Origin of the sequence: Streptomyces sp. NPDC006711 (assembly GCF_042869775.1) — a bacterium.
Lineage (GTDB): Bacteria > Actinomycetota > Actinomycetes > Streptomycetales > Streptomycetaceae > Streptomyces.
This window is the reverse complement of sequence record NZ_JBIAGO010000001.1, coordinates 118735-143932: the sequence shown is the minus strand read 5'-3', so window position 1 is coordinate 143932 and position 25198 is coordinate 118735. Positions and strand designations below refer to the sequence as shown.

Here is a 25198-nt window from a genome sequence, read left to right as displayed (position 1 = left end):
GCACGGCCCAGCGCGCGGCCCGCGCTCACCGCGTCCGGTAGGCGCGCGCCGCCTCGGGGTGGCCGGGGCACTCCCACACGCCGTGCGGGCAGTAGTCGGTCAGGGTCTGGTAGACGGGCCGGTAGCGGCGGAACCAGGCCGTCATCCCGCGTACGTACCGCGCGTCGTCGCCGTTGCGGAAGAGCCCCCACTCCGGGTAGGACACCGGCTTGCCGTGCCGGGCGGCGAAGTCGACCTGGGCGCGCAGCCCGTACGGCTCCTCGACCTGCTCGCGGAAGGACATGCCGGCGGGCTGGTCGTAGGAGTCCATGCCGAGGATGTCGACGAAGGCGTCGCCGGGATAGCACGTGGTCCACGGCACGGCGTCGCGGCCCCGGTTCGGGGCGAAGTCGAAGCGGAAGCGCTGCCCCGCCACCGAGCGCATCGCGCTCACCACGCGCCGCCAGTACGCCCGCCACGCGGCGGGGTCGGGCGCGCATCGGTGCGTATAGGTGACGCCGTTCATCTCCCAGCCCAACACTACGACGGTGTCGGGGAGTTGGAGGGAGACAAGGCGCTCGGCCAGGGTGGTGAAGTGGCCGTCGAAGGCGCCCCGCGCGCCCTGCCCGAGCAGGTCGCGCACCTCGGTGTCGGGCAGGCCGTCCTCGTTGCGGGCCAGCATCGGCACGTTGAGGACGAAGACCCGGTCGGCGCGCCCGTGGCGCCAGCGGGCCCAGGGCGCGAGCAGCTGCGGCGGGCCCTCGATGCCGCTCCAGGTGTCGCCCGGCAGATAGGTGTGGCCCGCGCGCAGCTGCCCGTGGCCGCGCCACTTCTCGACCGCCGCGAGCTTGCCGATGCCCTCGCTGCCGGAGCCGGTGAAGACGCCCGCCGCCGTCCTGGCCCCGGTCGGCATCGGTCCGTGCGGCAGGTCGCCCGGCAGCTGGACGAGCGCGGAGACCAGCAGCACGAGCGCGCAGAGCGCGGCCTTCCACGAGGCCGGCACGCAGCGGGACGCCGCACCCGCCCGGGGCCGGCGCCCGGGGACGGCGGCCCCGGCCGGCCGGCGCGTCCTGGCCGTCAGCGGCCCCCGGCCGCGCCGTCGTGCTGGAGGGCTTCGCCGAGCGTGGCGACGCCGGAGGTGAGCGTCTGGGCGATCTCGCCCTGGCCGCCGAGCACCTTGGGCCGGCCGTACTCGCTGACGCTGCCCTCTCCCGCGCCCGTGCCGGCCGCCGCGATCCCGGGCGCGGCGAGGAGCAGGAGGGATGCCGCGGCGGTGGCGGCCCGCAGGCGGCGCCGTGTGTGCTGTGCGTGCCGTGTGTGCCGGGTGTGGATGGCGTTCATGCCCGGTACAACGCCGCTCGCGCGAGGAGGGTACGCGCGCGGGACCGGGCGCCCGGACTCAGCGCCCCGGCACATCGAACGCGAAGTGCTGCCTGCGGACGCGGTGGTCGAAGTTGGACGTGCCGAGTTCGGGCTCGCCGAGCGCGCGTACGGCCAGCGGGCGGGTGAGCAGTTCGCGCAGGACGGCCTTGATCTCCAGGCGGGCCAGATGGGCGCCGAGGCAGTAGTGCGGGCCGCCGCCGCCGTACCCGAGGTGCGGATTGGGGTCGCGGGTGATGTCGAAGGCGTCCGGGTCGGTGAACACCGACGCGTCACGGTTGGCGGAGGCGTAGAGCAGCATCACCTTGTCGCCGGGCAGGAAGGTGTGGCCGGAGAGGGTGTAGCGCGTGGTGACGGTGCGGCGGAACTGGATGATGGGCGTCGAGTGCCGCACGATCTCGTCGACGGCGCCGTCCGCGTACCGCTCGAAGTCATCGACTAGCAAAGCCAGTTGATCCGGATTGCGGGTCAGGAGCGCGAGCGCGTGGGCGATGGCGTTGCGCGTCGTCTCCACGCCGGCGACGAGCAACAGCGAGAAGAACGAGCCGAGTTGACGGTAGGTCAGCGCCTGCCCGTCCATGTCGGCGGTCACCAGGGCCGAAATGAGGTCGCCGGTCGGGCGTCGGCGCCGCTCGCGGCCGAGGCGCGCCACCGTCAGCTCCATCCGGGCCAGCGCCCGCAGCCCCTTGCCGGGGCTCAGCAGACGGGCGGCGAGAGAGCGCCGTACGCCCGCGTGCTCGGAGGCCCGGTCGATCTGGCGGGCGATGCGGCGCCGGTCGGCGTCGGGCACGCCGAGCATCGCGCAGATCACCTCGAACGACATCCGGGAGGCCACGGACGAGACGAACTCGTCGGGCCGCTCGGCGACCATGTCGTCCACGATGCGTACGGCGAGCTCGCGGATGTGCGTCTCGGTGGCGGCCAGCAGGCGCGGGGTGAAGGCCTGCTGGACGATGCGGCGCAACCGCGCGTGGTCGGCGCCGTCCAGGTTGACCATCGAGTCCCCGAACAGGGCCCGCACCCAGCGGGCCGGCTCGGGCGAGGTGACCCCGGGCGCGCTCGCGAACACCTTGGGCAGCCGGCTCGCCTTGAGGACGTCGGCGTGCCGGACCAGCGCGTAGAAGCCCCGCTCGGGGCGGCGCCGGGTGGCCCGGCGCTCGGCGAAGAACACCGGGCGCGGCTCATGCCGCAACTCGGTGAAACGCGCGAGGCGTTGGGCGGCGGGCAGCCGCCAGAACGCCGGGTCGGCGAGGTCGGCGCCGGCGCCGCTGGGGGCCGGGACCACCGGGGTGTGGGTCACGCTCGCACCGTCCTGACCGCCGCGCGGCTCTCGGTTGCCGCTGTCGACGCTGGGGGATGACACGCTCGGGCAGGGGCGGGCGGTCAGCTCATCAGGTCGTGCCCCGCCTTGACCGCGTCCTTGGCGGCCTTGACCGCGTCGCGGCCGGCCTTCACGCCGTTCTTGACGGCGGTTACCTTCTGGTTCAGCTTGTCCCCGACGACGCTCTCGGCGGCGGGCTTGACCTGGGCACCCACGGCACTGGTGGTGGTGGCCGCCTTGCTCAGGGTGCCGCCGAGGTCGAGGGCGTGCGCGGAGGGGGACAGAGCGGCGGCGAGCGCGGTTCCGGCTGCTGCGGCGGCAAAGTATCGGCGTACGTTCATGTCGGCTACAACGCACGAGCCGGGCCAAGGGCACGCCCGGGGGGCGCGCGCCGCGCGGACGGGCTCCAGGTTGCTGCAAGCAGGGGAACTTTGCAGTGATACCGCCGCCGGGATCGTTCTAGCAGGACGACACGGCCGAAGAGGCCAGGGAAGGAAAGAACATCCATGGGAATCACCTCACGCGCGGGCCTGGCGAGCGTACTGACCTGCATCGCGACGGCGGCGGCTGTGGCGCCGGCCGCGGCCGCCCCGGCCGTCCCGGTCGACCTGCCGCTCGGCGGTCTCAACACCGTCCTTCCGTTCGACGCCCCCACCGTGCACACCGGCATGCCGCTGCCCGTCCCCGGCACCCCCGACGGCCCGCGTTACGTCAAGGGCAACCTGCTGCCCCACAACATGGTCCCCGCGCTCCCCATCGAGACCGCGCTGCCCGACACCCACATCGGTACGCCGCTGCCCGACCCGCTGAGCCCCCGCAACCTCGGCACCCCCGACCTGGTCGCCCCCGGCACCGGGCTGCACGCCGTCACCCCGGGCGCCGACCTCGGCGCCCCGCTGAGCCAGCCGCGCGCCGCGCTGTTCGGGCTGCCCGCCGTCACCCTGCCGGAGGCGGGCCTGACCGCGCCCGAGGTCCAGGGCGCCCCGGCCGCCACCGCGACCTTCTGAGCCGAGCGCCCGCCCGGGGCGCCGCGCCCCGCCACGAGGACGCGGCCAACGCTCCTCATCCGTCCAGGAGTTGATCGATGTCCCGTACGTCAGGGAACGCCCTCGCCGGCTCGCCGCCCGGTCGGGTGCTCGCGGCGCTGGTCGCCGTCGCCGCCGTCACCGCGCTCGCGGCCCAGGGCGCGAGCGCGGCGCCCGGCCGCCTCGACCCGCACGGGCCGGGGGCGGGCCAGGGCGCGCCGCCGTGGCCCGCGCCCGCCGACCCCGAGGCGGCGGCCCACGCCGCGGGCCTGGAGATGATGTCCGCCGAGGGCATGGTCCAGCACACCCACACCCACCTGGACGTCCTCGTCGACGGCCGGGCCGTCACCGTCCCCGCCTCGATCGGCATCGACGCGCCGCGCGGGCTCATCAGCCCCCTGCACACCCACGACACCAGCGGCGTGATCCATGTCGAGTCGCCCAAGCGGGCCGACTTCACGCTCGGCCAGTTCATGGCCGAGTGGGGCGTCCCGCTGAGCGCCGACCGCATCGGGGGCCTCCACGCGGGCGCCGGGCGCCGTCTGAGGGCGTACGTCAACGGCCGCGCGGTCGCCGGGAATCCGGCGGCGATCGTGCTGCGCGAGCGCGACGAGGTCGCCCTCGTCCTCACCCGGGACACCGACACCCGCCCGGTGCCCGCGAGCTACGCCTGGCCGAGCGGACTCTAGGGCGCCGTCGGCGCGCACGGGGGCGCCGGGAGGGCGGGCAGAACACTCCTTTGAAGGCGCGCCGGGCCCCGCGCGACAGGTCCGTGCCGCGGTACGGACAGCACACCGGCAGCTCCTGTCCGGGGATCCACTCCCCCCGGACAGGGGCTGCCGCACTGTGCGGCGGGGACGGCGGGCAGGTACGCCTGTCGGGTGAGAGCGGGAGGCGGCCGTGTCCGGCGCCGCCGCTCCCCGTTGTGCAGGCGTGATCTCAACACGACGCATCGCCACTGTCCTCGCCGTCGCCGCCGGTGTCTCGGGCCTCGCCGTCTCGTCGGCGAACGCGGTGGGCCCCCTGGACCACCTGGGCGGCCACCCGCTGAACCCCATCAGCGAGCTCGACAACCTCGCCTCCAGCAACATCCCCGCCCCGTACGCGGCGCAGCTCCCCAGCGTCAAGAGCCAGCTGGCCGGGCTCAACCACCTCAACGACCTCAACCAGCTGCACCAGGCGACCGACCCGGTCGCCCCGGTGCTCAATCTCGTACCGGTGGCGGGGTAGCGGGGCAGGCGGCGTCCGGCGCCGGACACGGGTGCGCGCCCGGAACCCTGGGGTCCCGGGCGCGCACCCGTGCGACTTCGGTCCGGTGCTCGGTCCTCGGTCCTCGGTCCTCGGTCAGAGGAGGATCAGGAGCAGGCTGGTCAGCAGACCGTAGTGACGCTGCCCGTTGTTGTTGCCGTTGTTGTAACCGTTGCCGTAGCCGTTGCCATAGCCGTGGCTGTCGTGGGCGACGACGCCCACGGGCGTGCGCGGGGCGGCCTGGGCGGTCGCGGAGGCGGGAACGATCACGGCGGCGGACAGTGCCGCCACAACGGCGGCGCGGCGGATGAGGCTCACAGAGAACTCCACATTCTGGGGGAAATAGGACGATTGCGACCGTAGATCCCTCTCTGTGCGCCGTGTGTTCGACGCGCGCAATCACCAGTCGAGATTGCGCCATCCGCCACGCGCCCGGCCTCAGCCCGCCGCGTTGTCGCCGCCCGGCCTGCCTGAGGTGTTCGTAATATCTGTGATGTTTAGGAACCCCTCGATCGACCGCGGGTCGCGCGAGCCGGGCCCCACATACCGCGCCGAGGGGCGCACCAGACGGCCCGTGCGCTTCTGCTCCAGGATGTGCGCCGACCAGCCCGCCGTGCGCGCGCAGGTGAACATCGAGGTGAACATGTGCGCCGGCACCTCGGCGAAGTCCAGCACGATCGCCGCCCAGAACTCGACGTTGGTCGCGAGCACCCGGTCGGGCCTGCGCGCGTGCAGCTCTTCGAGCGCCGCCTTCTCCAGGGCCTGCGCCACCTCGAAGCGCGGCGCGGCGAGCTCCTGGGCGGTGCGGCGCAGCACCCTCGCGCGCGGGTCCTCCGCGCGGTAGACGCGGTGGCCGAAGCCCATCAGGCGCTCGCCGTTGTCGAGGGCGCGCTTGACGTACGCCGTCGCGTCGCCGGTGCGCTCGATCTCCTCGATCATGCCGAGCACGCGCGAGGGGGCGCCGCCGTGCAGCGGGCCCGACATCGCGCCGACCGCGCCCGACAGGGCGGCCGCGACGTCCGCGCCGGTGGAGGCGATCACGCGGGCGGTGAACGTCGAGGCGTTCATGCCGTGTTCGGCGGCGCTCGTCCAGTACGCGTCGACCGCCTTGACGTGCTTGGGGTCCGGCTCGCCGCGCCAGCGGATCATGAACCGCTCGACGACGGACTCGGCCTTGTCGATCTCCCGCTGCGGCACCATGGGCAGGCCCTGGCCGCGCGCGGACTGGGCGACGTAGGACAGCGCCATGACGGCGGCGCGGGCCAGGTTGTCGCGGGCGGTGCGCTCGTCGATGTCGAGCAGGGGCTTGAGCCCCCACACCGGCGCCAGCATGGCCAGCGCGGACTGCACGTCCACCCGGATGTCACCGGAGTGGACCGGGATGGGGAACGGCTCGGCCGGGGGGAGGCCGGGGTTGAACGCCCCGTCCACCAGAAGGCCCCACACGTTCCCGAACGAGACGTGGCCGACCAGGTCCTCGATGTCGACGCCCCGGTAGCGAAGGGCGCCGCCCTCCTTGTCCGGTTCGGCGATCTCCGTCTCGAACGCGACGACTCCTTCAAGTCCGGGTACGAAGTCGGACATCAGGCGGCTCCTCAGGGTGGATGCGACGGGGTACGGGCGGGCCGTGCCGCCCCGGGTCCCTCGGTCATGCCCCGTACGACGGCCGGGAATCCCGCAGGGGGCCGGCCGCGTGTAGGGAGGCCACAGCGGCCCAGCCGAGAGTTTGGCGGGTCCCGACGGCGCGGGGAAGCGTGACATCCGGCACACTGCCCCCTTTCGGCGGCGCGGGGTTGGCTCCCCGCCGTCGCGGGCAGACTGGGGCCCCGGCGGGCCGGCGGCGCGGTGCGGCAGGATGGGGCACGTGACCGACCTGGACCCCGCAGCGATGCGTGAGCAGTACCGCACCACTGTCCTCGCGGAGGAGGACCTGGCCCCCACGCCCGTCGGGCAGTTCGCCCGCTGGTTCAAGGACGCCGTGGCAGGCGGCCTGCACGAGCCCAACGCGATGGTCGTCGCCACCGCCACCCCCGACGGGCGCCCCTCCACCCGCACCGTGCTCCTGAAGTCCTATGACGAGCACGGCTTCGTCTTCTTCACCAACTACACCTCGCGCAAGGCCGCCGAGCTCACCGCGAACCCGTACGTCTCGCTGCTCTTCCCCTGGCACCAGCTGGCCCGCCAGGTCATCGTCACCGGCACCGCGTCCCGGGTCCCGCGCGAGGAGACCGAGCGCTACTTCCGCAGCCGCCCGCACGGCTCGCGCCTCGGCGCCTGGGCCAGTCCGCAGTCCGCGGTGCTCGCCTCACGGGCCGAACTGACCGCGCGCTACGAGGAGTTGGCGGCCCGCTACCCCGAGGGCAGTGATGTGCCGGTGCCCGATCACTGGGGCGGGTTCCGGGTCGCGCCGGGGAGCGTGGAGTTCTGGCAGGGGCACGAGAACCGGCTGCACGACCGGCTGCGGTACGCGCCGGAGGGCTCGGGCTGGCGCGTGGAGCGACTGGCACCCTGACCGCGGGCGCCGCTTCTGGCCCGGGCGCCTCCCGGGCACCCGTCCCGGGCACGCGGAAACCCGCGGGCTCGGGTTCCTCCGGAGAGGAGCCGGCCGGACGTACCGGCGAGCCCGCGGGTCGGTGACTGCTGGAGATTGGCCGGCGCCAGGCCGACACCGCACAAAGAGTGCGACTGGGGCGTCAGCCCGCAGTCACCTCACGCGTCCGGTTTGCGTACATCTGTCAAACCACCTCCCTTCTCGTGTGCCCCACACATTAGGCAGCGCTCCGACACCCCTCAACCCATTTATTCGCCCCCCAAGAACGCCGGGTCGAAGTGGCCGGTTGGCAACGTTGGCCGGAACGGATTTCCGCGAAGCCGGTGTGGGCTGCGTCACGTTCGAGTTGAATGATCCGACGTGCGTGACTGAGCACGTAGGCCGCGTCATGCGGCGACGACGTCCTGTAGGGGGTCCAGGATGACTGCTTCCCGGAGCGAGACCACCAGGATGACCGGCCCGGACGGGCCGGGCGCGGAGCCCGGCGGACCGCCCCTGCCCGGACCCGGCGACGACCTGCTGGCCGCGCTGCTCGACGGGATGGACGCCGCGCTCTGCGCCTTCGACGCGGACGGCGTTCTCACCCACTGGAACCGCGAGGCCGAGCGGATCCTCGGCTGGCCGGCCGAGGAGGCCGTGGGCCGGCACGGGTTCGCGGGCTGGGCGGCGCGGGCCGCCGACGCGGAGGACATCCAGGGGCGGCTGATGGCGGTGATGGACGCGCCGGGCCGCCAGGTGCACGAGTTCGCGCTGCTGCGCAAGGACGGCGGCCGGGTCCTGGTCCGTACGCAGTCGGCGGCCGTGTGGGACGCGGACGGGGCGGGCGCCGGGGTGTACTGCGCGTTCGGCGAGGTGCACGCGCAGATCGACCTGGAGCGGTCCATCGCGCTGAGCGAGGCGCTGTTCGAGGACGGCGCCTGCGGGGTCGTCCTGGTCGACGTGGACCTGCGCCCCACCGTCGTCAACGCCCGCGCCGCCCGGGCGCTCGGGGCCGCGCGCGCGAGCCTGCTCGGCCGCCCGCTCGGCGAGCTGATCGCACAGGGCGTGGAGGATCTGGAGGGCGCGCTCCAGCACGTACTGTCCGAGGGCACGCCGGCCGGGCCCGTCGAGGTGTGGGTGACGCTGCGCACCGCCGAGGGCGAGCGGCGGCGCTGCTGGCGCAACGGCTTCGTGCGGCTGTCCTCGCCGCTCGCCGAGGAGCCCGTGCCGCTGGGGGTGGGCTGGCTCTTCCAGGACGTGACCGACCAGAAGTGCGCGGAGCAGGAGGCGGACCGGCTCCGCTTCCGCTCGAGCCAGCTGCACCGGGCCGCGTGCAACGCGGCGGAGTACGAGGATCCGATGGAGGCGGTGACCTGCCACCTGGACTACGCCCTGGCCGGTTTCGCCGACCACGCGCTGGTCGACCTGGTCGTGGGGGAGCGGTTGGTACGGGCCGCCGCGACGCCCTCCGACGCGCCGGGGCCGACGGCGCTGGTGGCGGGCGGGGGCATCCCGGTGCGCTATCCCCCGGGCCACCCCGCGCTCCAGGCGGTCGACAGGACGGGGTCGGTGCGGGCCAGTGCGCGGGGGGAGGGGGACGGGTGGGCGCGGGAGCGGCAGTGGCCGCCGGACGCGGCGCACGCGCTGTGCGTGGTGCTGCGCAGCCGTGGCCGCACGCTCGGCGTCCTGACCTTCCTGCGGGGACCGTCCCGGCCGGCCTTCGAACGCCTCGACGCGACGTACGCGGAAAGCGTCGCCTCCAGAGTCGCCACCGCCACCGACCTGGCCCGCCTCTCCCCCTGACCCCGCCCTCCCGTTTGCGCCGGGCGCGGGGTGCGCTTTCGGCCGCGGGCCGTGCGTGGCTGGTCGCGCAGTTCCCCGCGCCCCTGAGTACTCGGCCCTGGCCAGCACGGGCATACCCAGCCCGTCCGGCGTTTAAGGACGGGTCTGGGGCGGTGCCCCAGGGACCCTGGCTTCAACCTCAGCCTGTCCGGCGTTTGAGGACGAGCGCCCTTCAGGCGCGAACGGGGTCTGGGGCGGAGCCCCAGGGAGCTCGGCTGCGGGCCGTGCTGGGCTGGTCGCGCAGTTCCCCGCGCCCCTGGCGGGGTTGGTGCTGGCCCGCACCGGCAACCTCAGCCTGTCCGGCGATTGAGGACGAGCGCGTTAAGCGCGATCCGGGGTCTGGGGCGGAGCCCCGGGGGCTTCGGGTGCGGGCCGTGCTGGGCCGGTCGCGCAGGTCCCCGCGCCCCTGGTGGGGTCGGTGCTGGCACGCACGGGCATACCCAGCCCGTCATGGGGGTCCCCTGCGGAGCCCCGCCGTGGGGGTCAGTGGCGGAAGAAGATGCGGTCCGCGTACTCCGTCATGACGCGGCCATTCCACTCATGCCCCCCATCAACGTTCCCCGAACGAAGAAGCGGCGGCTCGACCCCCCGAGCAACAAGCGCCTCCGCCGCCGCAGCCATCACCGCCTGCACCACCGCACTCGTAACCACCGTGGACGCCGGCGCGAACGGCGCCTCGATCCCGTCGTGGGTCAACTCCGCGTCCCCGACCCCGATCTTGCTGTCGAGCACGATGTCGCAGTGGTCGCGCAGAAACGTACCCGAGACGTGCCGCGACCGCGTCCCCTCCGCGTACGCCACCGACGTGACCCCGATGACCTTGAGCCCGAGCGCCCGCGCGTTCATCGCCATCTCCACGGGCAGCGCGTTGCGCCCGGACAGCGAGATGATCACGAGGGCGTCACCGGGCTTGGCGGGGCTGGAGTCGAGGACCGCGCCGGCCAGCCCGTCGACCCGCTCGAGCGCGGAGCCCAGCGTCGCCGGCATGACGTCGACGCCGACCACGCCCGGCACCGCGAGCAGGTTCATCAGGGCGAACCCGCCGGCCCGGTAGACCACGTCCTGGGCCGCGAGCGAGGAGTGCCCGGCGCCGAAGGCGAACAGCCGCCCGCCCGCCTCCACGGTGTCGGCGATCACCGCGCCGGCGGCAGCGATGTTCAGCGACTCCTCGTCCCGCACCCGCCCGAGCAGCCCGATCGCGGCGTCGAAGAACTGACCGGCCAGCTTGCTCTCGCTCATCGCCGAGGACCCTTTCCGGGGTGGGGGAACGACCGTGCGCCGATCACGGTGCGGTCTGTACCTTTCCCCTGTCAATACGGTGTCCACGCGCGAGCGGTCAAGCCGTCGGGACGGCGAACGCTCGCCGGGGCACGGTTGTCAGTCCGATGCGTCAGAATTGGACGAGGGCCAGCGGCACGACGTTTTTATGTCACAGCATCGAGGGGCACGTATGTCCGGACTGATCGACACCACGGAGATGTATCTCCGCACCATCCTCGAACTTGAGGAGGAGGGTGTGGTCCCCATGCGCGCCCGCATCGCCGAGCGGCTCGACCAGAGCGGCCCGACGGTGAGCCAGACGGTGGCGCGCATGGAGCGCGACGGCCTGGTGCAGGTGGCAGGGGACCGCCACCTGGAGCTGACCGACGAGGGTCGCCGCCTGGCGACGCGCGTGATGCGCAAGCACCGGCTCGCCGAATGCCTGCTGGTCGACGTGATCGGCCTGGAGTGGGAGCAGGTGCACGCGGAGGCCTGCCGCTGGGAGCACGTCATGAGCGAGGCGGTGGAGCGCCGCGTGCTGGAACTGCTGCGCCACCCGACCGAGTCTCCGTACGGCAACCCGATCCCGGGCCTTGAGGAGCTGGGCGAGAAGGCCGAGGCGGACGCCTTCCTGGAGGACGGCATCATCAGTCTGGGTGAGCTCGACCCGGGCCCTGAGGGCAAGACGGTGGTGGTGCGCCGGATCGGCGAGCCGATCCAGACGGACGCGCAGCTGATGTACACGCTGCGACGGGCGGGCGTGCAGCCCGGCTCCGTGGTGAGCGTGACGCAGTCGCCGGGCGGGGTCCTGGTGGGCAGCAGCGGCGAGGCCGCCGAGCTCGCGGCCGACGTGGCCTCGCACGTCTTCGTGGCGAAGCGCTGAGCGAACGGTTGGCGGGAGCGGGATCACCAGCCTTTACCCGCGCGGGAGTTGACGCCTGCGGGTGAAGGGGGCGGAAGCTTGCGGGAAAGGCCGGTTTCCGGCCGGAATGGCAGCGGCCGGGCGGATCGCGTGCGAGGCTGTGGCTCGAGGCATATGACCGTACGGGCGAGCGCACGGGTGAAGGCACGGGTGCGCGGCAGGGGAGAGGGGCGGCAAGGCATGACGCCTTTCGGACCACGCGTCGGACTACGCGCACCACGTGTGCCACTCGCACGACGCGCACTACCTGTGCCACGCGTACCACTCGCACCACCGGCGGCGCCCCGCCGTGCCCGGACGCCGCGGCCCGCCGGCTCGCCCGGAGAGAACGAGGGCCCCGGCGCCTTCCGGCGCCGGGGCCTGTCCTCCCCGGTGTCGACCCGGAGCCCCGAGCTCCCAGGGTCGACCCCCGCGGACCGTCTTCCCCGAGCGGCCCGCCTCCCGCAGAAGATCTCCCCTCGGCGTGAGACGTCAATCCTTGAGCGTGGTCACTCGAACGAGCGGTGTTGCCGGAGATATCTGAGTTTTCGAATAGGGGTTCGATACTCTGCCGTCAACTGACCACGCAGTGGGAGCCGTCGGGGGCTGAAGGGGGTGCCAGGCACATGGTGCGGCGCATCGATGTGACGGGGACCGGAGGGGTCCGCCTCGCGGCCTGGGAGTTCGCGGAAGCGCCCAAGGGCCGCGCGGAGGCGGACGGCGCGCCCGGGGTCCTGCTCCTGCACGGCCTGATGGGCCGCGCCTCGCACTGGGCGTCCACGGCCCGCTGGCTCGCCGAACGGCACCGCGCCGTCGCCCTCGACCAGCGGGGCCACGGCCGCAGCGACAAGCCGGCGGACGGGCCGTTCACGCGGGAGGTCTACGTGGCCGACGCGGAGGCCGCCGTCGAACAGCTGGGCCTGGCGCCGGTGACGCTCATCGGCCACTCCATGGGCGCGCTCACCGCCTGGCAGCTCGCCGCCAAGCGGCCCGATCTGGTCCGCGCCCTGGTCATCTGCGACATGCGGGCGTCCGCGCTGGGCGCGGCGTCGCAGCGGGAGTGGGAGGACTGGTTCGCGTCGTGGCCGGTTCCGTTCGCGACGCTGGCCGACGTACGCAAGTGGTTCGGCGAGGACGACCCGTGGGTGGAGCGGCCGAGCCCCGCGCGGGGCGAGTTCTTCGCGGAGGTGATGGCCGAGCGGGCGGATGGCTGGCGCCCGGTCTTCTCGCGCCGCCAGATGCTGACGTCCCGGGAGACGTGGGTGCACGACGCGCACTGGGAGGAACTGGCCCAGGTCGAGTGCCCCACGCTCGTCGTCAGGGGCCTGGACGGGGAGCTGGGCCGTGCGGAGTCCCAGGAGATGGTCCGGGTGCTGCCGCGTGGGCGGTATGCGGAGGTGGCGGATGCGGGGCACCTGGTCCACTACGACCAGCCCGCCGGCTGGCGCGAGGCGCTGGAGCCCTTCCTGACCACCCTGGCCCCGTGACCCGCCGGGGTCGCCTTCCACAGCACGAGCCGCGCCCCCACCTCGCGCAGTTCCCCGCGCCCCTGGCTGGGCCGGTGCTGGCCCGCATGGGCATACCCGTCTGGGGCGGTGCCCCCGGGGCCCTGGCTGCGGATCGTGCGTGGCCGGTCGCGCAGTTCCCCGCGCCCCTGGGCGGGGTCGGTGCTGGCCCGCATGGGTATACCCGTCTGGGGCGGTGCCCCAGGGACCTCGGCTGCGGATCGTGCTGGGCTGGTCGCGCAGTTCCCCGCGCCCCTGGGCGGGGCGGGTGCTGGCCCGCATGGGCATACCTCAGCCCGTCCGGCGTTTGAGGACGAGGCCGTTCAGGCCGATCGGGGTCTGGGGCGGAGCCCCAGGGAGGTGCGCCTTTTGACCCGGTGTACGGGCGGGCGGGTGGGCAACCGCGACGGGGTCTGGGGCGGAGCCCCAAAGGCCCTGGGCGCGGGCCGGGGGTGTTGGGGGTGGAACCCCTGGCCGGGTTGGAGGGGCCGGGCACCTCTGGGATTTCAGCCCGTGCTGACGGCCGCCAGAATCTCCGGCAACCGCCCAGCCATCCGAGGCGCGGCCACCCGCAACCCCACCCAGCACACCAGCCCCCCGTACCCCGCCCCCAGCGGCAACAGCAACCACAACGCCCCCTGCTGCCCCGCCGTATGCAGCCAGATCGCCAGCGCGATCATCGGCGCGCACAGCAGCGTCCCCACCACCACTCCGCCGAGCATCGACAGGAACGCGATGCCCCCCTGCCCCGGCGCCACGTTCCTGCGGCTGTCCTGCGGAATGGAGTACGCCAGCGTCGCCGACGCCACCGCACCCGTCGCCAGCATCGCGCCGAGCAGCGAGAGCGCGAGCCCGACCACCTCAGGCAGCGCCTCCCACGCGCCGAGCATCCCGGCCGTCACCGAGGCCACGAGCACCGTGTACGGAAGCGTCACGAGCAGCAGCGCCAACGCCCGCGCCCGCAGCTCCAGATAGGCGTCCCGGGCCGAGGTGATGGTCAGGAGCACCATCCAGAACGCCGAGGTGTCCTGCCCGAACTGGTTGTACATCTGCATGCCGAGCATGCCGGTCGCGAAGCACGCGAGGTAGACCGTGCCGGCACCCTGCAAGGCGTTGAAGACCGGCACGATCAGGCCGATCGCGAGCGAGGTGATCCACGCGGCCTTGGTCTTGGGGTCCCGCCAGGCGTACCGCAGCGTACGCAGCATGACGGTGCCGGTGCGGCCCTCGGGCAGCAGCGAGCCGAGCCCCCGGCGCCCGGACTTGTCGCGGGAGGCGTCGGCGGCGGCGAGCGTCGATCCGTCCGGCGTGGTCATCAGCTTCACGAGCGAGCGCTGCCAGGCGTACAGGAGCAGCCCCAACGCGGCCAGAGAGATGAGGAGTTGGACGCCGGCGCGCCCGTACGCCCCCTCGCTCGCCGCGTCCACCGCGCCGATCGCCGAGGCCGGCGGCAGCCAGCGCACCACGTCACCGGCCGGCCGGAGCGCGGACAGACCGCCGGAGTCCCCGAGCCGCCGCATGCCGAAGTTCACGAACTGCATGCCGACCGCGACGATCAGGCCGCTCAGGACCGCGAGGTCGCGCCCTTTGCGGGAGGTCAGCAGCCGGGTGTTGGCGGCGGCCACGGCCCGGGCGAGCGCGACGCACACGAGCAGTGCCAGCGGTACGGCGAGCACCGCGACCAGGACCGCGCCCGTCCCGTGTGCGACCGCGAGCACCGAGCCGAGTACCAGGCAGAGCGTGAACAGCGGCCCGATCCCGACCAGGGAGGCCACCAGCAGCGCGCCGACGAGCGGACGCGGCCGCAGGGGCAGCATGACGAGCCGGGTCGGATCAAGCGTCTCGTCGCCGCTCGGGAAGAACAGCGGCACGACCGCCCAGCCCACCGCGACCAGGGCCACGGCGAGCACCGCGAGGGTGGCGGCGTCGGGGTTGCCGCGCAGCATGACAAGGCCGAGCAACTGGAGCGCCGCGAAGAGCAGTGCGAGGACGGCGGAGGTGATGAAGGCGGCTCGGCGGCCGCCGGACTGGCGCAGCCCGTTCTTCAGGAGCGACAGCTTGAGCCGGACGACGACCGGGGTCAGGGCGGAGGTGTTCATCGGCTGCCACCGCCGAGCCAGTCGAGGGAGGCGCCCGCGTCACGGCCGCGCGCGCCGACGAGTTCGAGGAACGCGCTCTGCAACGAGGAGGCGTCCCCGCGCACCTCGGCCAGGGTGCCCTGGGCGCGGATGCGGCCCGCCGCCATCACCGCGACCCAGTCGCACAGCGACTCGACGAGCTCCATGACGTGGCTGGAGAAGACGACGGTGGCACCGGAGCCGGTGTAGCGCTCAAGGACGCCCCGGATGGTCTGCGCGGACACCGGGTCCACGCCCTCGAACGGCTCGTCCAGGAAGAGGACTTCGGGGTTGTGCAGCAGGGCCGCCGCCAGCCCGATCTTCTTGCGCATGCCGGTCGAGTAGTCGACGACAAGCTTGTGCTGGGAGCCCGCGAGGTCGAGGATGTCGAGGAGCTGGGCGGCCCGCTTGTCGACCTCGGCGCCGGGCAGTCCGCGCAACCGGCCGCAGTAGCCGAGCAGTTCACGCCCGGAAAGCCGCTCGAACAGGCGCAGACCCTCCGGCAGTACGCCGATGCGGGACTTGACCGCGACCGGGTCGCGCCACACGTCGTGCCCGACGACCTCGACCTTGCCCTGGTCGGGCCTGAGCAGCCCGGTCACCATGGACAGCGTCGTGGTCTTGCCCGCTCCGTTCGGCCCGACCAGACCGATGAACCTGCCCGCCGGCAGCTCCAGATCGACGCCCGCGACCGCGACCTGCTCGCCGAATCTCTTCCACAGCCCCTGAACGCGGACGGCGGGCGGCGCCGTCCGCGCTCCGCCCGCCGTGTCCGCCGTTCCCGCTTCCGACTGGTCCGGCATGGTGAAGCCCCTTCGTCCCCGTGATGGTGTCTTCCCCACCATAGGAGCCGGGGCGTCGTCCGCCCTAGGGCCGGCGGTCCCTGGCGTCGGCGGCCTCGCGTCCGCAGGCGTAGGCGAGCGGGCTGATCAGCTCCTCCGCGTCCGGCAGCCAGCGGTTGGCGGGGGTGGGGCGGCACGCCCACTGCACCGCGCCCGATCCCCCGACCCGGGTCGGCGGCGCCGCCACGTAGTCGCCCTCGCCCCGGGTGACCAGGTCGACCGAGGCGGGCGACCACCCCAGCCTCCGTACGAGATCCGGCACTTTGGCGCCCGCGCCCGGCAGCACGAAGAACAGCATCCGGCGCTCGGGCGTGCGGGTGACCGGGCCGAGCGTGAGCTCCATCCGCTCCATGCGGGCCAGGGCGAGGAAGCCGGCCGACTCGGACACGTCGATGGCGTCGAAGGTGCGCCCGGTGGGAAGCAGGATGGAGGCCTTGGGGTGCTTGGACCACATGCGGCGGGCGGCGACCGCGCTGCCGGTGGCCTGCGTCGCCCAGTCGGGCCGCGCGGGGTGCGCACCCGGCTTCGGGCACGCCGTGTCACCACAGGAACAGCGCTCGACCCCGTGGTCGGCTTCGAGGAAGGCGCCGGGGAAGACGTCCCAGTGCCGCTCCTCCGCGTACCGTACGGCGCTGTCCAGGAGCTGTTCGCCGCGCTGTTGGGGGATCCGCGCGGATTCCGTGTCCGTGTCCGTACCCGTTCCCGTACCCGTGCCTGTGCTGGTTTCTTCCACGACGCACTCAACTGTGGCCACCACCGCGGGTTACGGGCGTGGCGGCCGTGGGATCAGCGGTGTCGCTCCCGCATATGGGGCGCATGGGTGCATGGGCGGGGGCGCGCGTGCGGCTCCGCATCGGTGAGGGGGTAGCCATATGCGGGGAAGCAACCGGGAATGGTGACAATGACGCCATATTCCGGATTCCCCTCGTTTCTCTGCATATTCGCAGGGCAAAGATCAGGGTGCTGATCACAGCCGCACCAGGGGGTTCACATGGCAGCCAGGCCTCTCGTCGCCCGCCAGCCCAACGAGCGACTTCAGACGCTCATTCAGGAAGCCGGATGCTCCAACGCCGGTCTCGCCCGCAGGGTGAACATGGTCGGCGCGGAACGCGGTCTCGACCTCCGTTACGACAAGACGTCCGTGGCGCGGTGGTTGCGCGGACAGCAGCCCAGGGGGAGGGCGCCCGGCATCATCGCGGAAGCGCTCGGCCGCAAACTGGGCCGTACGGTCACGATCGACGAGATCGGGATGGCCAACGGCAAGAACCTCGCGTCGGGGGTGGGGCTCCAGTTCTCGCCCACCGTGCTCGGCGCGATCGAGCAGGTCTGCGAGTTGTGGCGCAGCGACGTGGGGCGCCGCGACTTCCTGTCCGGTTCCACCGTGGCGGCCTCGGCGCTCGTCGAGCCGAGCCGCGACTGGCTGATCACCGGCACCGACAGCCAGGTCGCGCGCAGCGCGGGACAGCGGGTCGGCGGGGCCGACGTCGAGGCGGTCAAGGCGATGACGTCCGCGCTCGTCGACCTGGACCACCGGTTCGGTTCCGGCCATGTGCGGCCGGTCGTCGTCCACTACCTCAACAGCGTCGTGTCGGGGCTGCTCGCCGGGTCCTACCGGGAGTCCGTGGGGCGGCAGTTGTTCGCCGCGGTGGCCCGGCTCACCGAACTCGCGGGGTACATGGCCATCGACACCGGCCAGCCGGGTCTCGCCCAGCGCTACTACATCCAGGCGCTGCGGCTCGCCCAGGCCGCCGACGACCGGGGTTACGGCGGCTATGTGCTCGCGGCCTCCATGAGCCACCTGGCCGCCCAGCTCGGCAATCCGCGCGAGATCGCCCAACTGGCGCGCGCCGCACAGGAAGGAGCGCGCGGCCGCGTCACACCGCGCGCCGAGGCGATGTTCTACGCCGCCGAGGCGCGCGGGCACGCGCTGCTCGGCGACGCGCGCACCTGCCAGGCCGTGGCGGGCCGCGCGCTCACCGCGCTGGAATCGGCGGACCCGGACTCGGGCGACGACCCGCCCTGGATCGCGCACTTCGACCACGCCTACCTCGCCGACGAACTCGCGCACTGCCACCGGGACTTGGGGCAGGCGGACGCCGCGGCCCGGTGTGCGCGCGAGTCGCTGGCCGGCCACCCCGAGACGCGCGCGCGGCGCCGCGCCATCGGGCTGATCCTGCTGGCCACCGCGCAGGTGCAGCAGCGCGAGGTCGAGCAGGCGTGCGCGACGGGCACCCGGGCGGTGGACCTGCTGTCCACGCTGCGCTCCAACCGGGGCGCGGACTACCTGGAGGACTTCCAGGAGCGGCTTGAGCCGTACGCGGACGAACCGGCGGTGCGGGAGTTCGGGGAGCGCCTGGAGGTGCAGGCAGCCTGAGCGCGTGACGTCAAGGGCGCCTGAGCAGGGGGTTGTGGGAGGGCTTGGCAAGGGCGTGGGGGGACCCGGTAGCGTGAACCGACGATTCCTAGGTCCACGTACAGGAGTTCCGGTGACGCAGCAGAGCCGACAGGGTGACGAGCCGCAGCATCCGGCTGTGCGGCCCGTGCACGAGGGTGTCGTGCTGCCCGCCGACCAGAGCGCTCCCCACGCCGGGGAGCCGCTGCCCGCCCCGACCGGAGCCCAGTCGTGGGAGCAGCCCTGGGGCCCCCAGGGCCAGGCCTCGCCGCCGCCCGCCGCGCCCCCTCGGGGGCCGGCCACCTTCGGGCAGCCGCTGCCGCCCGAGAGCGGTGGCCGCGACGCGGAGGCGACGCGGTTCATCCCACCGGTGCCGGGCGGTCACGGCGGTCACGGGGGTCACGGCGGCTCGGGTGACGCCACCCAGTACCTGGCGCCCGTCCCGGCCGGGTCCGGGGACTCAGAGGCGACGCAGTACATCGCTCACGCGCCGGGCGGCGCCGGGGCCTTCGGCGGCGAGGCCACGCAGTTCATCGCGCCCGTGCCGGGTGGTCACGGCGGCCACGGCGGTCACGGCGGCTCGGGTGACGCCACGCAGTACCTCGCGCCGGTCCCGGGCGGTTCCGGGGACTTCGAGGCGACGCAGTTCATCGCGCCGGTGGCGGGCGACGGACCCGGCGCCCCGGGCGGTCCGGGCGGCGAGGCCACGCAGTACCTCGCCCCCGTCCAGGGCGGCGCGGGCGCGCTGCCGCCCGAGCACTCCGGCGGCCCAGCCCACTTCCCCGGCGCCCAGGGCCCCGGCCGAGGCGCGGACCCTACCCAGGTCATGGCGCCCGTGCCGGCGGCCCCGCAGGACGCCCCGTACGGGATACGGCCGGGCGAGCCGGGCGAGCGGCAGCCCCCGGCCGAGTTCGACAGCCTCTTCCGGGCGGACGGCTCGCCCCAACAGGGCGCCGAGAGCGCGCAGTTGCCCCGATTCGGCCCCTCCGTGCCCCTCAACCGGCAGCAGCAGAGCCCCTACCAGCCGCCGCAGCCGCAGTTCGGCGCGCAGCCCCCGCAGCACGACCCGGCCGGGCAGCACTCCGCGTACGAGCCGGATCCGCCCCGGCGCAAGGTACCGGTCGGGCTCATCGCCGGTGTGGTCGTGGGCTGCGCCGTCATCGGGCTCGGCGCGGGCGCCCTGCTGAGCGGCGGCGACACGAAGGACGACAAGCAGCCCGCGGGCGTCAGCTCGCCCGTCAACGGCGCCACCGGCGCCAAGGGGGACGACGCCGACCCGGCCAAGGCGCAGGCCCAGGCGCTCGACAAGGTGCTCGCCGACAGCGGCAGCAGCCGCGACGCGGTGATCGGCGCGGTCGCCGACATCCGCAAGTGCGACAAGCTCGACCAGGCGTCCTCCTCGCTGCGCGGCGCCGCCAAGCAGCGCGGCGACCTGGTGACCCGGCTCGGCGCGCTCTCCCTGGACAAGCTGCCCGACCACGACAAGCTGGCGGCGGCGCTCAGCAAGGCCTGGCAGTCCTCGGCCGCCGCCGACAACCACTACGCGGCGTGGTCCGACGCGGTCGCCGCCGACAACGGCAAGGGCTGCAAGGACGGCCACGCCAAGCGCACCAAGGACGCGGGCGAGGGCGACAAGGCGAGCGGCGAGGCGACGAAGTCCAAGCAGGAGGCCTCCGGGCTCTGGAACGCGATCGCCACCAAGTACGGCCTCACCAAGCGCGGCGCCACCCAGCTCTAGGGCGCCGCCCGGGGGCGCGGACCGCCGCCCGGGGGCGCGGACCAGCGCCCCGCCCCGCCCGGCTCAGCCGTTGGCGGCGGACGCCTCCAGGGTCGAACTCACGTCGGTGAAGCCCTTCTTGACGGCGACCAGCCGCCCCTCGCGCACCACCTGGAAGGTGACCTGGCGGTTGATGATGCGCGGGAAGTCCGCGGCCGCGAGCATGTCCTCGAAGCGCCAGCGCAGCACGGGCGTGAGGCCACCGGTGTCCACGGTGACGCCCTTGTTGAGCGCGCGCACCAGATCGACGGCCCGCACGGAGTCCTTGTGCAGGGACTCCACCACCGTCTTCAGGGCGGTGTAGGCGATCCACGTCGTCTGCACCCCGGCGTCGGCGGCGTCGATCGCGTCGTCCCCGAAGGCGTGCTCCCTGATGACCTTCTTCATCGGCTCCCAGCGCGGATCGTCGGACTCCGGGTACCAGCCGGTGACGTACGCGCCCTCGAAGGGGCCGTCCTTGCCGCCGGTGCGGTCGAGCAGCGGCTGGCCGACCGAGCCGATGACGGACGCCACCCGAGGCAGCTGCCCGTCGCTCGCCACGCGCCGGAAGGAGTCGAAGAACGTCTCGGTGCGGTCGCCGAGCACGGCCGTCACACAGCCCCTGCCCGCCTTCTGCCCCGATCCCTTGCGTCCGGCGCCGCTGTCCGCCGCCCCCGCCCGTTCGAGCGCCCGGCGCGCCTCCGCGGTGTAGTCGCCCGCGTCCTCGGCGGTGGGGATGTCGGCGGCCGCCTCGTGGTGCGCGGCGAGCAGCCCGGCGTTGAGCAGCGTGGGCAGGACGTCACCGGCGAGGGTGTCGGGCCGTACCAGGGAGACCGGCCCGCACTCGGCGGCGAGCTGCTGCCCGCTGCCCGCGATGAGCGCGGCCTGGCCGCCGTTGACGGGGTAGGAGAGCGCGCTGGTGAACTCGCGGTCGGAGATGCCGTATCCCCCGAGGTAGGGGATGCCGGCGACTTCGAGCGGGGGGATGAAGGCGTTGTCGTACTGGCTGTAGGAGCCGACGACGGCGACCGCGTGCTCCTTCACCGCGCGCCGCGCGCAGTCGGACGCGCCGTCGTCGGTGTTGTGCTCGTTGCAGGTGAGCACGGTGAGCCGGTGGCCGTCGATGCCGCCGGCCGCGTTCACCCAGCGCGCGAAGGCCTCGGCCATGGCGGGCATGCCGGGGGCGTTGGTGGCGGAGGTGCCGTCGGGGGCCCAGGTCATGACGGTGATGGGCTCCCTGGAGCCCCCCGAGACCCCAGGGAGCACACCGCAGCCGGCCAGCAGGGCGGCGCCCACCGCCGAGCACGTGACGAACACGGTGGCCGTCGTGCCGGACGAACGCGCCGGGCCCGGCCGGGCCGACGAGCTGATCGAGCGGCGGGGCCGGTCCGGACCCCCACGGCGCCGCCATCCGTAACCGGTCATGGGCCCGCACCCTTCCGGGCCAGGGGTAACGCAGTTGTGAGCGTGCCTCAACGCAGGGTGAGGAACGGGTGAATTGCGGGGGCCGATCGAGCGGACGTCGGGGGGAACGTACGATCGAAAACGTGCAGCAAGGTTCAGCAGGCTCTTCCCGTCGCGGCCGTCGCTCCTCCACCATGGGCGGCATGCCGTTGAATGACATGCCGTGGTGGCGCTGGCGTACGCACGTACGGTCCGCGCTGCACATGCTCTCCGACCCCGTCTTCCACGAGGAGACCTGGCTGGCCGGGCGCGAAGGGTTCGGGGACGTCACCGACGCCGTGTACCGGCTCGTCGAGGACACCTGGCTGGACAACTGGTCGGCGGAGAAATACGTCGGCACGATCTTCCGCGACTCCGGGGAGGCGGCCCTGGTGGACGCCGCCGTGCTGCGGGTCCTGCGGATCATGCACCAGGTCGGCGCGGACGCCCCGGTCTCCGCCTACCTCGCCCACGAGGCCTGGCCGGAGGCCGTGCGGGCGGCGCGCGAGGCGCACGTACGGCTCGCGGAGAGCGACGGCGAGGACCCCGACGCGCCGCCGCGCTCGCTCGACGTGCTGAGGATCCTGACCCGCTCGGCCTGATCCGTTCCGCCCGGGGCCCGAGGGGTCCGGATCCTGGTCGGCCAGGAGCCGGAGGGCGCTGGTGTGGCATCCTTCCTGGATGACTGACCAGTACGTCCTCACGCTCTCCTGTCCGGACAAACAGGGCATCGTGCATGCCGTGTCGAGCTATCTGTTCATCACGGGCTGCAACATCGAGGACAGTCAGCAGTTCGGCGACCGTGACACCGGTCTGTTCTTCATGCGCGTCCACTTCTCGGCCGAGGCCCCGGTGACCGTCGACAAGCTGCGCGCCAGCTTCGCCGCCGTCGGCGACTCCTTCCAGATGGACTGGGGGATCCACCGCCCCGAGGAGCGGATGCGGATCATCCTGATGGTGTCGAAGTTCGGACACTGCCTCAACGACCTGCTGTTCCGCGCGCAGTCGGGCGCGCTGCCCGTGGAGATCGCGGCGGTCGTCTCCAACCACACCGACTTCGCCGAGCTCGTCGCCTCCTACCACGTGCCCTTCCACCACATCCCGGTCACCAAGGACACCAAGGCCGCGGCCGAGGCGCGCCTGGTGGAGCTCGTGCGCGAGGAGCGGGTGGAGCTGGTGGTGCTCGCCCGGTACATGCAGGTGCTCTCGGACGACCTGTGCAACCGGCTCAGTGGCCGGATCATCAACATCCACCACTCGTTCCTGCCGAGTTTCAAGGGCGCCAAGCCCTATCACCAGGCGCACGCGCGCGGCGTGAAGCTGATCGGCGCGACCGCGCACTATGTGACGGCCGACCTCGACGAGGGGCCGATCATCGAGCAGGAGGTGGAGCGCGTCGCGCACGACGTCACTCCCGCCCAGCTCGTCGCGATCGGCCGCGACGTGGAGTGCCAGGCCCTCGCGCGGGCGGTGAAGTGGCACGCCGAGCACCGCATCCTGCTCAACGGGCGCCGTACGGTCGTCTTCGCCTGACGCGGCGCCCGGCGGCGGGGGCGGGGGCGGACGGGCGCGGCCTTCGGCCCCGGGCCGCGCCCCCGCTCACAGCCGGCTCAGTGACGCGGCCGCGAACAGGACGTCGCTGATGGCTTCGCGGTCGCCCAGCTGACCGGCCGCCGCCTCCTCGGGCGGTACGTGGCCCGCGGCCAGCTTGCAGAACTCCACGCCGTCCAGGGCCACATGGGCCACCTCGTGCGCGGGCGAGGCCAGGGCGGCCGGCGAGTCGAGCGCGATGTGCCAGTCGCCGCCGCCCACGCCCTCGATCTCCAGACGCAGCGAACGCCCCGGGGAGCCCGCCGCGACAAGCCCGCGCGGCGGCGAGGCGAGCCCGGCCCTGCGGCGGCCCGCGAGCGTGGCGGGCAGGACCCGTACCGCCAGGTCGATCATGCGGTGCAGATGCGCGCCGGACGGCGGATCGTAGGGATAGTCCACGGCATCGGCGATGTCACCCGCGTGGATCCAGCACTCGAAGGCCCGGTCCAGCATCGCGTCCCGCACCGGCAGGGCGAACTCCCCACAGGCGACGTCCGGTTCGGCCGAGCCGCCGCCCGCGAAGGACACCGTGCGGATCAGCGTGTGGGACTGCTCGCGCCAGGGCTCGCGGACCGTGCGGGTCAGCGGGTACCGCGCGGCCCGCCACAGTGCCTCGGTGCGCGCGGTGGGCCCGGCCGCCGACGCCGCGTCCTCGGGGTCCATCGGCACCGGCTCGTCAAGACCGAGCGCGGTGGCGACCATCGCGTCGACGGTCATCAGATGCCCGATGACCCCGGCGACCGTCGTCCTGCGGCTGGCCGGCCGGTCGTCCTCGAACCATTTCAGGCGCACCGGCGCGTGCCATTCGGCGTCCCCGAAGTCGTTGAGCAGCGCGTCGAGCCGGGCGGTCTCGGCGTCGTACGGCGCCGCCCAGGCCGGCACCGGGATACGGGCCGGACGCCGGCCCAGGCAGTTCTCCAGGACGCGGGCGCGCAGCATCGGGTCCAGGTCGAGGCTCCGCTCGGCCTGGAGCAGGCCCACCGCGTCCCGCAGCCGCAGCGCCTCGTCCGCGCAGGGCGCGCACTCGGTGAGGTGCGCTTCCACGGCGTCGGTCTCCTCGGCGGAACACGCGGCGAGCGCCCAGGCCCCGAGCAGCGACTTGAGCACGGTGTGCGAGGGCGGCCCCTGGCTCACGCCCAGGCTCTTGGCCCCGATCCCGGCGTCGGCCACGCCCCCGGCCCCGGCGTCCGCCTCGGCCCGCGCGGGGGCGGGCTCCTGAGCGCGGCCGGGCCCCGGGTCATCGGCCCGCACCGGGGCGGCCCCCGCCCCGGCGTCCGGATCGCGCGGTGCGGGGACGAACGTGCCGGGGCCCGTGAGGTCGTCGCCGGCCGAGCGCGGTGCCGGTATGCGCGGGGTGTGCCCGTCGTCGGGCACCGGCTCGCCCTGCTCCATGGGCCCGGTCACAGCGCCCGTCCGTATCCGGGCGGCGCGGCTCCCTGCGGCGGCCGGGTGTTGGCCGAGGACAGCAGCTGAAGCCCGAGCCGCAGGCGCCGGCGCGCCTCGTCCTCGGTGATGCTGAGGTCGGCGGCCGCCTGCCGGTAGTCGCGGCGCTGGAAATAGGCCAGCTCAAGGGCGGCCCGCAGCGGCGCGGGCATGGACGTCACGATGTAGTCCGCGCGCGCCGCCGCCGACGCGCGCCGCACCTTCAGCTCAAGCTCCTCCGTCGAGCACCCGCCCTCGCCGCACGAGGACGCCTCCGCCTGGCGCAGCCGCCGCACGGCCTGGCGCTGGGTGAGCTTGGCGACCCAGGACCGCATCGAGCCCAGCTTGGGATCGTAGGCGTCCGGGTTCTCCCAGACGTAACCGAAGACCTCGCGGGTGATCTGGTCCGCCGCGTCCTCGTCGCTGAGCACGCGCTGGGCGAGGCTGTGCACCAGGGAGGCGAACCGGTCGTAGAGCTCACCGAGCGCGGCCGCCTCGCCGCGCGCGAGCCGCTGCTGCATCCGGCGGTCCCACCGAGGTGGTGCGTCCTTCGGCATAGGCTCCCCCACCCTGTCGTCCGCGTGCTGTGCCCCTGTGCGCCCGTCTGTGCGTACCTACGAATGTAATGCGACGGGCTGACAATGC

General features: G+C 73.6%; 24 protein-coding genes. 11 read left to right on the top strand and 13 right to left on the bottom strand.

The annotated features are described in order from the left end of the window. Positions 1–25: 25 nt before the first annotated feature. The 4 genes from ACFYM2_RS00650 to ACFYM2_RS00635 all read right to left on the bottom strand — a co-directional run bounded on the left by ACFYM2_RS00650 (position 26) and on the right by ACFYM2_RS00635 (position 3021). On the bottom strand, positions 26–982 hold the full coding sequence (locus ACFYM2_RS00650; RefSeq protein ID WP_388832188.1) for a glycoside hydrolase family 26 protein: 957 nt from the start codon (positions 980–982) through the stop codon (positions 26–28). A 74-nt stretch (positions 983–1056) separates the two neighbouring features. After that, positions 1057–1320: a hypothetical protein gene (locus tag ACFYM2_RS00645; RefSeq protein WP_358994704.1), complete on the bottom strand. Its 264-nt coding sequence runs from the start codon at positions 1318–1320 to the stop codon at positions 1057–1059. Between the two features lie 58 nt (positions 1321–1378). Further along, a complete protein-coding gene (locus ACFYM2_RS00640) occupies positions 1379–2659 on the bottom strand; it encodes a cytochrome P450 (RefSeq protein ID WP_358994707.1) in 1281 nt (426 codons plus the stop codon). 83 nt (positions 2660–2742) lie between these two features. Then, complete coding sequence (locus ACFYM2_RS00635; RefSeq protein WP_350231026.1) at positions 2743–3021, bottom strand: hypothetical protein; 279 nt, start codon at positions 3019–3021, stop codon at positions 2743–2745. A 165-nt stretch (positions 3022–3186) separates the two neighbouring features. Between ACFYM2_RS00635 and ACFYM2_RS00630 the strand changes: the two genes are divergently transcribed. The 3 genes from ACFYM2_RS00630 to ACFYM2_RS00620 all read left to right on the top strand — a co-directional run bounded on the left by ACFYM2_RS00630 (position 3187) and on the right by ACFYM2_RS00620 (position 4935). Continuing rightward, entirely contained in the window at positions 3187–3687 is a 501-nt protein-coding gene (locus ACFYM2_RS00630) for a hypothetical protein (RefSeq protein WP_388459800.1), read from the top strand. Positions 3688–3764: 77 nt separating this feature from the next. Further along, positions 3765–4394: a hypothetical protein gene (locus tag ACFYM2_RS00625; RefSeq protein ID WP_388459801.1), complete on the top strand. Its 630-nt coding sequence runs from the start codon at positions 3765–3767 to the stop codon at positions 4392–4394. Positions 4395–4638: 244 nt separating this feature from the next. Beyond that, positions 4639–4935, top strand: a complete 297-nt coding sequence (locus tag ACFYM2_RS00620) for a hypothetical protein (protein WP_388459802.1) — start codon at positions 4639–4641, stop codon at positions 4933–4935. Positions 4936–5049: 114 nt separating this feature from the next. On the opposite strand, the gene ACFYM2_RS00615 is transcribed toward ACFYM2_RS00620, so the two are convergent. Together ACFYM2_RS00615 and ACFYM2_RS00610 are read right to left on the bottom strand one after the other, a co-directional pair. Continuing rightward, a complete protein-coding gene (locus ACFYM2_RS00615) occupies positions 5050–5271 on the bottom strand; it encodes a hypothetical protein (protein WP_358994719.1) in 222 nt (73 codons plus the stop codon). A 120-nt stretch (positions 5272–5391) separates the two neighbouring features. Further along, positions 5392–6537: a citrate synthase 2 gene (locus tag ACFYM2_RS00610; RefSeq protein ID WP_388832185.1), complete on the bottom strand. Its 1146-nt coding sequence runs from the start codon at positions 6535–6537 to the stop codon at positions 5392–5394. A gap of 304 nt (positions 6538–6841) precedes the next feature. Between ACFYM2_RS00610 and pdxH the strand changes: the two genes are divergently transcribed. Then, a complete protein-coding gene (gene pdxH / locus ACFYM2_RS00605; protein WP_388833052.1) occupies positions 6842–7465 on the top strand; it encodes a pyridoxamine 5'-phosphate oxidase in 624 nt (207 codons plus the stop codon). Between the two features lie 459 nt (positions 7466–7924). After that, positions 7925–9286 carry a PAS domain-containing protein gene (locus tag ACFYM2_RS00600; RefSeq protein ID WP_388832182.1) on the top strand — a complete coding sequence of 454 codons (1362 nt, stop codon included), beginning with the start codon at positions 7925–7927 and terminating at the stop codon, positions 9284–9286. Positions 9287–9808: 522 nt separating this feature from the next. Here the strand turns inward: ACFYM2_RS00600 and ACFYM2_RS00595 are convergent. After that, positions 9809–10564, bottom strand: coding sequence for an SIS domain-containing protein (locus tag ACFYM2_RS00595; RefSeq protein ID WP_358994731.1), 756 nt, complete (start codon positions 10562–10564; stop codon positions 9809–9811). A 211-nt stretch (positions 10565–10775) separates the two neighbouring features. Between ACFYM2_RS00595 and ACFYM2_RS00590 the strand changes: the two genes are divergently transcribed. Both ACFYM2_RS00590 and ACFYM2_RS00585 read left to right on the top strand, forming a co-directional pair. Next, complete coding sequence (locus ACFYM2_RS00590) at positions 10776–11468, top strand: metal-dependent transcriptional regulator (protein WP_350231018.1); 693 nt, start codon at positions 10776–10778, stop codon at positions 11466–11468. 644 nt (positions 11469–12112) lie between these two features. After that, positions 12113–12973, top strand: coding sequence for an alpha/beta hydrolase (locus ACFYM2_RS00585; protein ID WP_358994734.1), 861 nt, complete (start codon positions 12113–12115; stop codon positions 12971–12973). A gap of 524 nt (positions 12974–13497) precedes the next feature. Here the strand turns inward: ACFYM2_RS00585 and ACFYM2_RS00580 are convergent. The 3 genes from ACFYM2_RS00580 to ACFYM2_RS00570 all read right to left on the bottom strand — a co-directional run bounded on the left by ACFYM2_RS00580 (position 13498) and on the right by ACFYM2_RS00570 (position 16683). Continuing rightward, positions 13498–15090, bottom strand: a complete 1593-nt coding sequence (locus tag ACFYM2_RS00580; protein WP_388832179.1) for a transporter — start codon at positions 15088–15090, stop codon at positions 13498–13500. Next, on the bottom strand, positions 15087–15911 hold the full coding sequence (locus ACFYM2_RS00575; protein ID WP_350231015.1) for an ABC transporter ATP-binding protein: 825 nt from the start codon (positions 15909–15911) through the stop codon (positions 15087–15089). Before ACFYM2_RS00575 ends, ACFYM2_RS00580 begins: the two co-directional genes overlap by 4 nt. A 64-nt stretch (positions 15912–15975) precedes the next feature. Continuing rightward, positions 15976–16683, bottom strand: a complete 708-nt coding sequence (locus ACFYM2_RS00570; RefSeq protein ID WP_388832176.1) for a bifunctional DNA primase/polymerase — start codon at positions 16681–16683, stop codon at positions 15976–15978. Between the two features lie 258 nt (positions 16684–16941). On the opposite strand from ACFYM2_RS00570, the gene ACFYM2_RS00565 reads away from it, so the two are divergent. Together ACFYM2_RS00565 and ACFYM2_RS00560 are read left to right on the top strand one after the other, a co-directional pair. Further along, a complete protein-coding gene (locus ACFYM2_RS00565; RefSeq protein WP_358994742.1) occupies positions 16942–18324 on the top strand; it encodes a transcriptional regulator in 1383 nt (460 codons plus the stop codon). Between the two features lie 112 nt (positions 18325–18436). Beyond that, positions 18437–20080 (top strand): hypothetical protein, encoded by a 1644-nt coding sequence (locus tag ACFYM2_RS00560; RefSeq protein WP_388832173.1) that lies wholly within the window; start codon positions 18437–18439, stop codon positions 20078–20080. Positions 20081–20143: 63 nt separating this feature from the next. Here ACFYM2_RS00560 and ACFYM2_RS00555 read toward each other — a convergent pair whose 3' ends face one another. Then, complete coding sequence (locus ACFYM2_RS00555) at positions 20144–21523, bottom strand: ABC transporter substrate-binding protein (RefSeq protein WP_388832170.1); 1380 nt, start codon at positions 21521–21523, stop codon at positions 20144–20146. A 182-nt stretch (positions 21524–21705) separates the two neighbouring features. Between ACFYM2_RS00555 and ACFYM2_RS00550 the strand changes: the two genes are divergently transcribed. Both ACFYM2_RS00550 and purU read left to right on the top strand, forming a co-directional pair. Next, positions 21706–22143 carry a hypothetical protein gene (locus ACFYM2_RS00550; RefSeq protein WP_388832167.1) on the top strand — a complete coding sequence of 146 codons (438 nt, stop codon included), beginning with the start codon at positions 21706–21708 and terminating at the stop codon, positions 22141–22143. Between the two features lie 79 nt (positions 22144–22222). Next, positions 22223–23074: a formyltetrahydrofolate deformylase gene (purU, locus tag ACFYM2_RS00545; protein ID WP_358994748.1), complete on the top strand. Its 852-nt coding sequence runs from the start codon at positions 22223–22225 to the stop codon at positions 23072–23074. Between the two features lie 66 nt (positions 23075–23140). On the opposite strand, the gene ACFYM2_RS00540 is transcribed toward purU, so the two are convergent. Continuing rightward, entirely contained in the window at positions 23141–24523 is a 1383-nt protein-coding gene (locus ACFYM2_RS00540) for a zf-HC2 domain-containing protein (RefSeq protein ID WP_388459825.1), read from the bottom strand. An 8-nt stretch (positions 24524–24531) separates the two neighbouring features. Continuing rightward, complete coding sequence (locus tag ACFYM2_RS00535) at positions 24532–25110, bottom strand: sigma-70 family RNA polymerase sigma factor (RefSeq protein WP_350231010.1); 579 nt, start codon at positions 25108–25110, stop codon at positions 24532–24534. Positions 25111–25198: the final 88 nt, after the last annotated feature.

Coding starts and splice junctions, on each gene's coding strand:
- pdxH (WP_388833052.1), top strand. CDS start 6,842: ATGCGTGAGCAGTACCGCACCACTGTCCTCGCGGAGGAGGACCTGGCC.
- ACFYM2_RS00625 (WP_388459801.1), top strand. CDS start 3,765: ATGTCCCGTACGTCAGGGAACGCCCTCGCCGGCTCGCCGCCCGGTCGG.
- ACFYM2_RS00550 (WP_388832167.1), top strand. CDS start 21,706: ATGCCGTTGAATGACATGCCGTGGTGGCGCTGGCGTACGCACGTACGG.
- ACFYM2_RS00630 (WP_388459800.1), top strand. CDS start 3,187: ATGGGAATCACCTCACGCGCGGGCCTGGCGAGCGTACTGACCTGCATC.
- ACFYM2_RS00645 (WP_358994704.1), bottom strand. CDS start 1,320: ATGAACGCCATCCACACCCGGCACACACGGCACGCACAGCACACACGG.
- purU (WP_358994748.1), top strand. CDS start 22,223: ATGACTGACCAGTACGTCCTCACGCTCTCCTGTCCGGACAAACAGGGC.
- ACFYM2_RS00585 (WP_358994734.1), top strand. CDS start 12,113: ATGGTGCGGCGCATCGATGTGACGGGGACCGGAGGGGTCCGCCTCGCG.
- ACFYM2_RS00540 (WP_388459825.1), bottom strand. CDS start 24,523: ATGGAGCAGGGCGAGCCGGTGCCCGACGACGGGCACACCCCGCGCATA.
- ACFYM2_RS00535 (WP_350231010.1), bottom strand. CDS start 25,110: ATGCCGAAGGACGCACCACCTCGGTGGGACCGCCGGATGCAGCAGCGG.
- ACFYM2_RS00610 (WP_388832185.1), bottom strand. CDS start 6,537: ATGTCCGACTTCGTACCCGGACTTGAAGGAGTCGTCGCGTTCGAGACG.
- ACFYM2_RS00575 (WP_350231015.1), bottom strand. CDS start 15,911: ATGCCGGACCAGTCGGAAGCGGGAACGGCGGACACGGCGGGCGGAGCG.
- ACFYM2_RS00600 (WP_388832182.1), top strand. CDS start 7,925: ATGACTGCTTCCCGGAGCGAGACCACCAGGATGACCGGCCCGGACGGG.
- ACFYM2_RS00565 (WP_358994742.1), top strand. CDS start 16,942: ATGGCAGCCAGGCCTCTCGTCGCCCGCCAGCCCAACGAGCGACTTCAG.
- ACFYM2_RS00580 (WP_388832179.1), bottom strand. CDS start 15,090: ATGAACACCTCCGCCCTGACCCCGGTCGTCGTCCGGCTCAAGCTGTCG.
- ACFYM2_RS00590 (WP_350231018.1), top strand. CDS start 10,776: ATGTCCGGACTGATCGACACCACGGAGATGTATCTCCGCACCATCCTC.
- ACFYM2_RS00595 (WP_358994731.1), bottom strand. CDS start 10,564: ATGAGCGAGAGCAAGCTGGCCGGTCAGTTCTTCGACGCCGCGATCGGG.
- ACFYM2_RS00555 (WP_388832170.1), bottom strand. CDS start 21,523: ATGACCGGTTACGGATGGCGGCGCCGTGGGGGTCCGGACCGGCCCCGC.
- ACFYM2_RS00635 (WP_350231026.1), bottom strand. CDS start 3,021: ATGAACGTACGCCGATACTTTGCCGCCGCAGCAGCCGGAACCGCGCTC.